This is a genomic window from Dactylosporangium sp. NPDC049140 (genome assembly GCF_040648435.1).
In genome coordinates this window covers 1-11,729 of the sequence record NZ_JBEZDS010000075.1, presented here as the reverse complement: position 1 = coordinate 11,729, position 11,729 = coordinate 1, and the positions used below count along the sequence as shown (strand labels likewise).

Genomic DNA, 11,729 nt, shown 5'->3' with positions numbered 1-11,729 from the left:
TACCTCCCGCTCGGATGATCACCGTAGGCGACCCTACCGTGCGACCTCCGCGGTGCTCGCCAGGACCAGCGCCGACACCGCGGCGAGGACCGCCGCGAGCGCGTACACGAGGCCCGGCATCCTGAAGGCCAGCGACCACGCGAAGACCGCGAGCGCGGCGACCGGCACCGCCGCCTCCGCGATGGCCCCGATGCCGCTGACCGCCCCCTGGACCGTGCCCTGCTCGTCCGGCCCGGTGACGCGGGACAGCCAGGCCTGCGCGGCCGCCGACCCGACGGCGCCGAGCACGCCCACGGCCTGCAGCACGTAGACCCCGGCCGGTACGGTCACGAACGCGGTGCCGGCCAGCGTCGCGGACCCGAGGGCTCCCCCGAGTACCGCCGCACGCTTCTCCCCCAGCCGGCGCACGACCGGCCCGACGAGCCGCGCCTGGAACGCGACGCCGGCGAGCGCCCCCGCGGCCATCACGAGCCCGACGTGGGCGGTGCTCCACGCGAACCGGTAGGTGACCAGGAACGTCCAGCTCGCCTGGCTGGTCATCCGCGCCAGGTCGGCGAGGAACCGGGCGACGGCGAGCCGGGACAGCACCGGCCGGCGCAGCACGTCCGCCAGGGCGGCGAGCGGGTTGGCGGCCCGCAGGCTCAGCGGCGTGCGGCGGTCGCCGGGCCGCGACTCCGGCAGCACGAACCATCCGTAGGCGGCGTTGGCGAACGCGAGCGCCGCCGCGGCGTAGAACGGCAGCCGCACGTCGACGCCCCCGAGCAGGCCGCCGAGCGTCGGGCCGGCGATGAAACCGAGCCCGAACGCGGACCCGACCAGCCCGTAGGCGCGGGCCCGGTCCGGGGCCGGCGTGACGTCGGCGATGTAGGCGTTGACGACGGTGTTGGTGCCCGCGCAGGCCCCGGCGAGGCCGTGGAAGAGCAGCAGCAGGGCCGCGGCCGGCGTGACGGCGTGGCCGAGGTAGTCGACGCCGAGGCCGAGAAGGGACAACAGCAGGACCGGGCGGCGGCCGTACCGGTCGGCAAGCCGCCCCAGCAGCGGGGAGGAAAGGAACTGCAGCACGCCGTAGCTGGAGCCGATGATCCCGGACCAGCGTGCGGCGTCGGCGGCGGTCCCGGCGATCGCGGTCATGAGGGCGGGCACGATCGGCACGATCAGGCCGAGCCCGAGCATGTCGACGAAGACGGTGACGAGCAGGAACGACAGGGCGGGGGCCCGGCGCATGGGTACTCCTGGGGTCGAGGGGGTCGGGTGCCCCCCTCGACCTCGCAGAGGTACGGAGGATCAACGTATCGCGGGCGTCAAATGGTTTAATTCGGGCGGCGCGGCGGCGTGCATCCGCCGGTCGACGACGAGCATCAGCACGGCGGCGAGGGCGGCGGCCGCGGCGAGGACCAGCCAGAACGGCGCCGGTCCGCCGACCAGGAACACCGCGATCGGCGGCCCGATGGTGTTGCCGAGCTGGAATACCGCCCAGGCCGCCCCGGACGAGCGCCCGAGCGTGCCGGCCGGCGCGATCCGCTCGACGAGCGTGTAGAACGCCGGGCTGTACGCGCACTCCCCCAGCGCGAACGTGACAATCATCGCGACCAGCAGCGCGGTGCGCGCCCCGCCGGTGAGCGCCCCGGCAACCCAGCCGAGCAGCCAGGCCCCCGCCCACAGCAGCCCCATGGCGATCAGGGCCCGCGTCTTGTGCACCCGCTCCACCCAGCGCGCCACCGGCAGCTGCCCGACGAGCACGACCAGCGTGGCGACCGCGTACAGCCCGCCCACCAGGGCCGTGGACCCGGACATCGCGCCGCGGACCATGAGCGGCACGCCGCTCTCCACCTGCGCCAGCCCGAACGTGACGAGCAGCAGCTGGGCGGCGAGCAGGAGCCCGAAGGTGTACCCCGGCCGGAAGGGCGCGAGCCGCTCCTCCCGCCGCACCGCACGGACCGGCGGGACGCGCCGGGCGAGCACGAGCGCGTACACCGCGCAGCTGACCCCGTTGGCGACACACAGCCAGCGGAACGCCGGCGCGCCGGCCGGCCCGAGCACGAGCCCGCCGATCCCGGCCCCGACGCCCAGGCCGAGGTTGAGCAGCAGGTACCGGATGGACATCGTGCGCGCCCGGACCGCCTCGGAGGCGCTCAGCCCGGCGATGACGGGGACCACGGCGGGCAGGAACGCGCCGGTACCGACGCCGATGACGAGCATCGCGGGCCCGTCGGCCCCGGCGGCCAGCAGCACCCACCCGGCCGCCTGCACGAGCAGTGCGCCGATCGCCACGGCCCGGGGCGCGTACCGGTCGACGAGCCGCCCCCCGAGCACCGACACGGGCACCGCGACCCCGGCGAGCAGCAACAGCAGCCCAGCGGTCGCCGTGTCGGACCGCCCGCGCAGCTGGTGCAGGTAGATGGCGAGGAAGGGGTAGCAGAGCCCGGTCCCGATCGCGGACACCGCGTACCCGGCGACGAACCACCACGCCGGACCGCTCAACCGCGCCGCGCGCATACGCCTCCCCGCTCAGCCCGCCCTGAGCGTAGCCCGGCGCGCGGGTGGCGCGCCGCGCTCTTCCTCGCCTGAGGCAGGCCCCCGCCCGGCGCGACGGCCAGCCGGGGGCCCTTTCCGAGGACGGTCAGCCGTCGGTGTCCGGGGCCGGGAGGTAGGCCCCCGGCACGTTCTCGGGGGCGTAGATCTTGTCCTCACCGGGGTACGGCTTGGACCAGTCGTGCGCCTCGTACCAGTCGAAGTGGTTCATCTGCGCGGGGTTGGACGAGTCCGCCCGCGCGTTGGTGCCCGTCAGGTGCTGCTGCGACTTCCACTGCGCCCACTTCGACGCCACGGCCTGCTGGGCCGCGGGTACCGTCGCGGTGGCCGCGGGCGGGGCGTTCGGGTTCGCCGGGGCGGGGGTATCGGCGCCGCACGGGGGCAGCGTCGTCAGGCCCGCGGTCAGCGAGGTCTGGTTGGGCAGCGCGGTGAAGGGCGTGTAGTCCGGGCGCTGGGTGAAGGCGTCGCGCATCGGGGTCGCCGCGCTGTCCTTCTGGTTCATCGGACGGATGCCGAGGATCTGCTCGATCGTCCGGATCATCGTGATCTGCGTGTAGTAGTGGCTGTCGACGACGCCGTGCTGGGCCCACGGGCTGATGATCTGGATCGGGGCCCGGTGGCCGTCGACGTGGTCCAGGCCGGCCTGGGAGTCGTCCTCGACCACGAAGATCGCGGAGTCCTTCCAGTACGGGCTGTGCGAGATCTCGTCGATGATCCGGCCGGTGGCGAGGTCGTTGTCGGCGACCTGGGCCGCACCGTTCGGCGGGCCGCCGGTGTGGTCGCTGGAGAGCCAGAACATGTTCAGGTTGGCCGGGCCGTGCTGCTCGAAGTCGCGCTTCCAGATCTCGTACCGGTAGATGTCCGGCACGTCCGTGTCGAACTTCGGGAAGCCGTGCACCGACACGTCGTTCAGCGACGGGATCGGCGAGGACGAGGTCAGCGGGTACGCCGTGTCCTGACCGGTCGCGGCCATGTTCTTCGTGTCGCAGTACAGGTTCTGCCAGGTCGCGCCGGCCGGCTTGGTGAGGAACTGCTGGAACTCGCCGAAGTCCCGGACGGTCTTGCCGGTCGCCTGCGCGCCGGTCCACAGGAAGCCGGTGCGCTGGTGGCCGAGGGCGTCGTCCTCGGTGTCGTAGCTGCGCAGGTACTCGCCGGCCGAGGACTCGGTGTACTCCGGGTCGTCCGCCTGCATCAGCCAGTTGTGCCCCTCGGCGGAGTTCGTGCCGATGTCGTACGTGTTGTCGTACAGCCCGAACTGCTGCGCCAGCGCGTGCTGGTTCGGGGTCACGTTCTGGCCGTACTGCGCCAGCGCCGGGTCGCCGTTGCCCCGCGTGTCGTCGCCGAACACCTGGTCGTAGGTCCGGTTCTCCTTGACGATCAGGAACACGTGCTTGATCGTCGACGGGTCGCCGAGGCGCGCCGGGACCGGCACCGGCCGCGGGTGCAGCCGGCCCTGGTCGGCCGCCAGCGCGACGGAGCCGCCGGCCCAGCCGTTCTGGCTGAAGACCTTGGCCGTCATGGCCCGGATGACACGGTCACCGGGGAGCGTGAACCGCTGCAGGCTCGAGGTCGTGTCGTGGGTACCGTGGCCGGCCGGGTTGTTGGGCCGGCGGGCGTCCACGCCCCGCGTGTTGGAGACCAGCACCTGCTTGCCCACCGTGGTGATCTCGGCCGGGAAGTAGTCGGTCGGGAGCAGGCCGACGAAGCTGACCGGCTGCTGCGCGCCGCCGAACCGGTAGACGGCGACCGCGTTGGCCCGGCCGAGCGTCACCAGCAGATGGCCGTCGTCGGTGAGCGTCACGGCGTCGGGCTCGTAGCCCACGGACGCCTCCGGCCACGGCTGGGTGGCGATCGTCTGCACGACCTTGTTGCGGGCCGTGTCGATGACGGACACGTCGTTGGACGCCGTGTTGGTGACGAACAGCGTCCCCCGCTTGGCGTACAGCGCCGTCGGGTGCAGGCCGACGTCGATGCTCGCCACGGCCGCGGCCGGGTTCGCCAGGTCGATGACGCTGACCGTGCCGGTGGTGGTGGCCGCGGTCACCTGGCTGGCCGGCACCTGCGTGTTGTACGAGTTGATCGTGCTCTCGCCGGGCTTGGCCGGACGGCCGCCCTCGTTGCTGACGTAGAGCCGGCCCCCGGCCATGAGCAGGTCGCGCGGCGCGTTGCCGACCGCCCAGCTGTGCTGGATCTCGCCCGTGGCCGCGTTGATGGCGACGACGCGGTTCTGGCCGTTGACGGCGGAGTACACGGTGGCGCCGTCGGGCGAGAACACCGCCTCGCCGACGAGCGCCCGCCGCGGACCGTCCGCCGCGATCGGGACGAACACCGGGTCGGCGAGCGAGCCGTCTGCCTGCACGGTGAACTTGCGGTAGCCGTCGGCCTGGCCCAGCCACAGCTGCGAACCGTCCGGCGAGTACGTGGGGCCCTCCTGGCCCACGTCGTTGCCGCTGATGCGCAGGTTCGCCGCGGCGTTGTTGCCGATGAGCTGCTGCACCTTCCAGTTGCGCAGGTCGACGATGGCCAGCGCCTCCCCGCCGTCGGCGACCGCGGCCGCCAGGTGGGTGCCGTCCGGGCTGGCCGACGACGACATGATCTTGCCGTTGTTGATCTGGAGGCGCTCGCCGATCGGGTCGAGGTACTGGTCGTCGGAGACGACGAGGCCCCGGTCGGTGAGCTGGCCGACCTGGTCGGTGCCGAACTGGTGGGTCTGGGCGTAGGCCGCGCCTCCGCCGGCGGCGACCACGGCGACCGCGGTGGTGCCGGCCACGAGGGGGATCTGGCGAGTGAGAAGGCGGACGTGAGCCTTCTCGACACGCCTGCGGCGGCGTGTTACCTGCATGGGCTATCCCTTCCGGTTGGTTGACCACAGCTCGACGTTGCCGTCGAACTGCCAGAGCGGGTTCGGTGTGTCCCCGGTCGGGGTGTGCACCAGGAAGTAGCCGTTCACTTCCTTCGGTCCATCGCCGTCGGCGATGTACCGCCCGTCTGCGGTGACGTCGAGCTGGTAGATGGCCGACCCGGTGGCCTCGACGCCGGGAAGGTGCCAGGAGACGACGCAGCGCCAGTCGTTGCCCGGCCCCTCGGGGGTGCCCTGGCCGCCGCCCTTGGTGCACGCCGCGGTCGCGCCGAGCCGCTCCTCGGTCACGTCGGGGCGGTTCAGCTGGCCGGTCTGGATGCGGTACAGGTGGGCGAACGCGATCGCGACCGAGCGCTCGACCTTGTCCTGATCGATGCCGGAGCTCGTCGCCCCGCTGCCGTTCGCCGCGGCGACGACCGCGATCGTCACGGCGACCAGGCCCGCGAGCGGCAGCAGGCCGGCGGTGACCGCCCGCCGCCCGGCGCCGTCGTAGGCCGGGTTGGTGAAGTCGCGCCGGATGAAGAGCAGGTAGGCCAGGGCCGTCGCGGTCGCCGCCCACACCAGGCTGACCGCGACGCCGATGAGCAGCGGACCGGGCTGCGCCGGGCTGGTGAACAGGCCGTTCCAGGCGATGAAGGCGTACCCGGGCAGCGCGAGACGGACGGCGACGGGCAGCGGCAGCATCTGGGCGACCTGCATCGCGAGGGCGACGAGCGCCGGCAGCAGCAGCCCCATCGGCGAGCGCCCGAGCGCGACGGAGCCCAGCAGCCCGATCGCGGCGAGCGCGAGGGTCGGCGCCAGCACGCAGACCCAGGCCAGCAGGACCCTGCCGGCGGCGTCGCCCGGGGACAGCAGGTGCCCGTCGAGGCCGACCAGCGGCCGGTTGCCGACGGCCGCGAGCCCGCCGGCCGTGCTGGAGACGGCCAGCCCGGCCACCATCAGCACGATGACGCTGAGGCTCGCGAGGGCCTTCGCGGCGAAGATGCGCCGCGGCGAGCGGACCGCCACGAGCAGGTGCCGCCAGGTGCCGAGCCGGTCCTCGGCGGCGAACACGTCGCCGGCGACGACCGAGGTGAGCAGCGGCAGCGCCCAGGTGCCGGCGAAGCCGAGCATGACCAGCGACCCGGCCCAGCCGGTGGTGAGCATCCAGCGGCCGAAAAGGGTGTCGGTGGGCAGCGTGCTCTGCTGGCCGACCGCGGCGACGAACAGGGCCGGCGCGATCCAGCAGGCGAGCACCAGCAGCCGGACGCGCCACTGCGAGACGAGCTTGACCACCTCGAACCGGTAGCCCCGGGGCACGGAGACGGGCCGGGCGGCGGTGACGGTCGCGGTCATGCGGCCGCCTCCTGTTGTTCGGTGAGCGCCAGGAACGCGGCCTCCAGGGGCGACACCACGGGCGCGAGCTCGCGCAGCGCGATGCCGGCCCGCACGAGCCGCACCACGAGCTCGTCGAGGGCGGGCACCAGCGCGTGCACGACGAGCGCGTCGCCCTCGGCGACGGCGATCCCGGGGGTCTCGGCGGCCAGCCGGCGCGCGGCGGGCGGGTCGGAGGTGAGCAGCCGGTAGTCGAGCTCCCGGCTCTCCACGGCCAGCTTGGACAGCGGGCCGGAGAAGACGACCCGCCCGGTGGCGAGGATGGTGACGTCGGAGCAGAGCGCCTCGACGTCGTCCATGCGGTGGCTGGACAGCACGACGCCGGTCCCCTGGGCGGCGAGCCGGGTGAGGACGCCGTTGACGTGCTTCTTGCCGGCCGGGTCGAGGCCGTTGGCGGGCTCGTCGAGCACGAGCAGCCGGGGCCGGGACAGCAGCGCGGCGGCCAGCCCGAGCCGCTGGCGCATGCCGAGGGAGAAGCCGGCGGCCCGGTCGTCGGCGACGTCGGTGAGCCCGACCTGCTCCAGCGCTTCGTCGATCGGGGTCGTGGGCGCGTCGCGGCCGCGCAGCGCGGCGAGCGCGGCGAGGTTCTGGCGGGCGGTGAGCGAGGGGTAGAGGCCGGGCCCGTCGACGAAGCCGGCGACGCCGTCCGGGGCGGCGAGCGCCCGGCCGACCGGGGTGCCGAGGATCTCGAGCCGGCCGCTGTCGGCGACGGCGAGGCCCAGCAGCAGCCCCAGCAGCGTCGTCTTGCCGGCGCCGTTGGGCCCGACGAGCCCGTGGATCTGGCCCTCGGCCACGTCCAGGTCGACGCCGTCGAGCGCGACGACCTCGCCGAAACACTTGGTGATCCCGCGCGCGCGGATGGCTCGACGTCTGTCCATGCCATCGAACCTAAGGATCGTGCAACGACACAGCAGCCCCGCCGAGCTGAACGTTTCCGAAACGGGGAGAAGACCGACGTCGATGAACAATCCTCCGGAAACCGCCCCTTTCCACTGTATGGTCACCCTCCCCCGTAGAATCCCCGGCGTCGATGCGTCGGGTGAGCCAGGGGGTGGCATGCCAGAAACGATCATGGTGGCGTTCCGGGGCGCCGGCGGCGGCGTCGAGGAGCTCAGCTGGGGGCAGCGCGAGCTGTGGAACGGCATGGAGCGGCAGCGCACCTGGATGCCGATGGGCATCGTGCTGCCGCTGGCCGCCGGGGCCACCGTCGCCGACGTCGCCGAGGAGCTGCGGTTCATCCTCGAGCGCTTCCCCTCGATGCGCACCCGGCTGCGGCTGCGCCCGGACGGGCCGCCGCTGCAGGTGCTCGCCGGCGCCGGGGAGGTACCGCTGGAAGTCATCGACGCCCCGGACGGCGCCGATCCGGCCGCCGTCGCCGCGGCGGTCAGCGCCCGGCTGCACGAGACGGCGTTCGACTTCGAGCGCGACTGGCCGGTCCGCACCGCCGTCATCCGGCACCGGGGCGCGCTGACCCACCAGGTGACAGTCGTGTGCCACCTCGTCAACGACGGCTTCGGCGGGCTGGTGCTGGCCGAGCGGGTCGGCCGCTGGCACCGCGCGGGCCGGCGCGCCGACGGCGAGCCGGGCGGCCTGGCCCCGCTGGAGCAGGCACGGTGGCAGCGGTCCGAGGCCGGGCGCAGGCAGTCGGCGTCGGCGCTGCGGCACTGGGAGAAGACCCTGCGGGCCATCGAGCCGCGGCGCTTCCCCGGGCCCGTCGACGCCCGGCGGCCGCGGCACTGGCAGGCCGACTTCTCCTCGCGCGCGCTGCACCTGGCCGCGCAGACCGTCGCCCGGCGTACCGGCACCGACCGCACCACGGTGCTGCTGACCGCGTTCGCCGCCGCCCTGTCCGAGGCGACCGGCATCCACCCGGTGGTCGTGCGCGTGGTGGTCAGCAACCGGTTCCGCAGCGCGCTCGCCGAGGCCGTGAGCCCGGTCAGCCAGCCCGCCCTGTGCGTGCTCGACGTGGCGGGCCGGCCCTTCGACGAGGCCGTGGCGCTGACCGGACGGCGGAGCCTCACCGCGTACAAACACGCCTACTACGACCCCGGCGACCTCGACGAGCTCATCGCGCGGGTCAACCGCGACCGCGGCGAGGAGGTCGACATCGCCTGCTACTTCAACGACCGCCGCCCGCCGGGCCCGGCCGACGGCCCGGTGCCGACCGCCGAGGAGGTGCGGGCCGCGCTGCCCGAGACCACGTTCCGGTGGATGGCCAGGCAGGACCGGCCCAACGAGCGCATGTTCGTCACCATCGCCGCCGAGCCGGATACGGTACACCTGGACATCTGCGGCGACACCGAGCACATCCCGCCGGCCGTCCTCGAGGCCTGCGTGCGCGGCATGGAGGCGGTGACCGTCGCCGCGGCCACGTGATCGCACAGGAGGATCTGGACGTCGATGCCGAAGGTGCTCGTGTCCACCACCCGCACCGACGCGGGCCACAACACCCGGGTCGTCGGCGGCGACGTGCCGCGCGCGTTCGAGCGGGGCGTGACGATGCACCGGTACGCGGTCGGAGGATGACCACGCCTTGATGTCGAGAACCGGCGGGCCGCTCCGACCGGATGGCGAACGGACACCGAGAGGGAGAGGATCACCGCCATGAGCAAGGTCGTATGCAACATCGCCGCTTCGCTGGACGGGTACGTCGCCGGGCCGAACCAGAGCCTCGAGTTGCCGCTGGGCGAGGGCGCCGAGAGCGCGCTGCACCGGTGGATGTTCGAGGCCGAGGAGGAGAACGCGGCCGAGGTCGCCGAGATCTGCGACGCCGGCGCGTTCATCATGGGGCGCAACATGTTCGGGCCGAGCCGCGGCGCGTGGGACCTCGGCTGGCGGGGCTGGTGGGGCGAGGACCCGCCGTACCACGGCCCCGTCTTCGTGCTCACCCACCACGAGCGCGAACCGCTGCCGATGGACGGCGGCACCACGTTCCACTTCGTCACCGGCGGGATCGCCGAGGCGCTCGAGCGGGCCCGCGCGGCGGCCGGGGACCGCAACGTCGCCGTCGCCGGGGGCGCCTCGACCGTCAACCAGTTCCTGGCCGCCGGGCTCCTCGACGAGCTGCGGCTGCACGTCGCGCCGGTGCTGCTCGGGCGGGGCGAGCGGCTCTTCGAGGGGGTCGGCCGGGCCGGGCTGACCCAGATCTCGGCCCGGCAGACCTCGCTGGTGACACACCTGCGCTACACGATCGACCGGTAGGCGGCGTGGACACCGGTTCGTGGACGTGGGAGTCGGGCTGCTGCTCGCGCGGGGGTGACGGCGGCACGTCGTGTCGCGGCACCACCACGCTCAGCCTCGCCGGTGACCGGCTGGAGTACCGGGGGTTCTGCGCCGACCCCGGATTCGGCGGCGGGTACTGGATCGCCGAACAGCCGGTCGACGACTTCCTCGCCCGCGGACCGGCACGACCGCTGCCCGAGGACGTCGTCGCGGCCGTCACAGCCGCTCGATCCAGAACTGGACCGACGTAGGCGGCAGGGACAGCGACAGCACCGGGCCGGTCTTGTCGGCCAGGTTGGCGTTGCGCGCCGCGGGCGTGTACTGCTGGCCCTGGAACGCCCGCGCCGAGCCGGTGTCCACGGTGTAGGCGACGGTCGACGTGCCCCGGTTGGTGAAGGCGAAGACGAGCTTGCCCTGCGGGGTCTTCCACGCCATGATCCGCTGGTCGGTGCGGACCGTCGCCTCGTCGACGGCGTAGCGGACCGAGTTCCACGGCAGGTACTTCACGAAGCCGTGGATGCCGTTGAAGTTCTGCGGGTTGTAGTCCCAGTGCCCCTTGGCGATGCCGGCGAACTTCGTGAAGTCGTCGTCGTCATAGGGGCGCCAGTAGCCCAGCGAGTAGCCCGAGGACTCCGAGTTGTACGTCGGCTTGAGCGCGTGCAGCCAGAACCAGGTCGGCGCGTTCTGGAACGTCATCCAGTTCATGATGGACTGGGCGGTGTTCACCATCTTCCAGTCGCTGGTCGGCACCTGGTACTCGAACTCGTTGGAGAACACCGGCTTGCCGGCCGCGTCGCTGGTGTAGTTGTTCTGCAGCTGGTCGTTGCTGTCCGAGCCGATCCGGTGGAACGACCATCCGTCCACGTAGGACAGTGCGGCGGCGTCGGCCCGGATGAGCGCCCCACCGCGGCCGCGCTGGCCGTTCTCGGCGTCGGCGTGGATGAAGACGTCCGGGAAGGCCGCGCGGACCTTGGGCGCGACCGCCTTGAACGCCTTGTAGTACTGGTCGTTGCTGTACCCGCAGCAGGAGTAGGCGACCCCGGCGATGCTGGGCTCGTTCTGCAGGCTGAACATCTTGACGGGGACGCCGTTGTCGCGCAGGTACTGCAGGTCGCGCACGATCGCGTCGCCGAACTGGTCGAGCCAGCCCGGGTCGGTGGAGGCGATGGTGCCGCCGACGTAGCTGCCGTTGCTCTTCCAGCCGGGCGCGGGCGACCAGTACTCGGCCGAGACGCCCTCGATCCCGGACTGCGCGACGAGCTCGGCCAGCTCGCTCAGCTGCGTGGACCAGCGGCCGACGATCTGCTTCTGGGCCGCGTCCAGGCCGCGCAGGTAGAGCCCGAGCGCCAGGCGGAGATAGCGGAAGCCGCGGTCGTCGCGGATCTTCAGCAGGTCGCGGTACATCCGGGTGCGCTCGGTCGCGACCAGGTCGTGCGGCACCGAGGTGGTCGCGGCGGGCAGGCCGTTGTTGCCCGAGCCGATCGAGTCGGACTGGATCTCCACGCCGAGGCCGAGGATGGTCTGGCGGGGCTGGTCGTGGCGGACGACGTAGTCGGCGGTGGCGGCGCTCGCGGGGCGGGCGAAGGCGGAGGCGCCGATGACGGCGCCGGCGAGGCCGATGGTGGTGCGTCGGGTCAGAGGCATGGCGGTCCCTCCTGGAGCGGTGGCAGGCCGAGCTTGCCCCGTGGTCCGGGGCGTAGCAGGGCGGCGGTCTGGGCCGCGCCGGCGCCGCCGTCGAGGA

The 11,729-nt window shown here is 73.2% G+C and carries 10 protein-coding genes; 4 read left to right on the top strand and 6 right to left on the bottom strand.

The window, feature by feature from the left end; translation table 11 throughout:
- Nucleotides 1-33 precede the first annotated feature (33 nt).
- From AB0B76_RS54560 to AB0B76_RS54540, 5 genes are all read right to left on the bottom strand, one after another.
- Nucleotides 34-1,224 carry an MFS transporter gene (locus tag AB0B76_RS54560; RefSeq protein WP_360392971.1) on the bottom strand — a complete coding sequence of 397 codons (1,191 nt, stop codon included), beginning with the start codon at nt 1,222-1,224 and terminating at the stop codon, nt 34-36.
- A 60-nt stretch (nt 1,225-1,284) separates the two neighbouring features.
- The gene (locus AB0B76_RS54555; RefSeq protein ID WP_360392969.1) at nt 1,285-2,496 is read right to left on the bottom strand and encodes an MFS transporter; all 1,212 of its coding nucleotides are present in this window, start codon (nt 2,494-2,496) and stop codon (nt 1,285-1,287) included.
- A 124-nt stretch (nt 2,497-2,620) separates the two neighbouring features.
- Complete coding sequence (locus AB0B76_RS54550; RefSeq protein ID WP_360392966.1) at nt 2,621-5,302, bottom strand: bifunctional YncE family protein/alkaline phosphatase family protein; 2,682 nt, start codon at nt 5,300-5,302, stop codon at nt 2,621-2,623.
- Nucleotides 5,303-5,377: 75 nt separating this feature from the next.
- Entirely contained in the window at nt 5,378-6,727 is a 1,350-nt protein-coding gene (locus tag AB0B76_RS54545) for an ABC transporter permease (RefSeq protein ID WP_360392964.1), read from the bottom strand.
- A complete protein-coding gene (locus AB0B76_RS54540; RefSeq protein WP_360392961.1) occupies nt 6,724-7,644 on the bottom strand; it encodes an ABC transporter ATP-binding protein in 921 nt (306 codons plus the stop codon). The genes AB0B76_RS54545 and AB0B76_RS54540 overlap by 4 nt, the downstream gene beginning before the upstream one ends.
- 178 nt (nt 7,645-7,822) lie before the next feature.
- Between AB0B76_RS54540 and AB0B76_RS54535 the strand changes: the two genes are divergently transcribed.
- From AB0B76_RS54535 to AB0B76_RS54520, 4 genes are all read left to right on the top strand, one after another.
- Nucleotides 7,823-9,142 carry a condensation domain-containing protein gene (locus AB0B76_RS54535; protein ID WP_360392958.1) on the top strand — a complete coding sequence of 440 codons (1,320 nt, stop codon included), beginning with the start codon at nt 7,823-7,825 and terminating at the stop codon, nt 9,140-9,142.
- Between the two features lie 24 nt (nt 9,143-9,166).
- Complete coding sequence (locus tag AB0B76_RS54530) at nt 9,167-9,292, top strand: hypothetical protein (protein ID WP_360392956.1); 126 nt, start codon at nt 9,167-9,169, stop codon at nt 9,290-9,292.
- 78 nt (nt 9,293-9,370) lie between these two features.
- Nucleotides 9,371-9,967 carry a dihydrofolate reductase family protein gene (locus AB0B76_RS54525; protein ID WP_360392953.1) on the top strand — a complete coding sequence of 199 codons (597 nt, stop codon included), beginning with the start codon at nt 9,371-9,373 and terminating at the stop codon, nt 9,965-9,967.
- Nucleotides 9,968-9,972: 5 nt separating this feature from the next.
- Nucleotides 9,973-10,239 carry a hypothetical protein gene (locus tag AB0B76_RS54520; protein ID WP_360392950.1) on the top strand — a complete coding sequence of 89 codons (267 nt, stop codon included), beginning with the start codon at nt 9,973-9,975 and terminating at the stop codon, nt 10,237-10,239.
- Here AB0B76_RS54520 and AB0B76_RS54515 read toward each other — a convergent pair.
- Nucleotides 10,205-11,632 carry a hypothetical protein gene (locus AB0B76_RS54515; protein WP_360392948.1) on the bottom strand — a complete coding sequence of 476 codons (1,428 nt, stop codon included), beginning with the start codon at nt 11,630-11,632 and terminating at the stop codon, nt 10,205-10,207. The two genes, AB0B76_RS54520 and AB0B76_RS54515, sit on opposite strands and share 35 nt — an antisense overlap.
- Nucleotides 11,633-11,729: the final 97 nt, after the last annotated feature.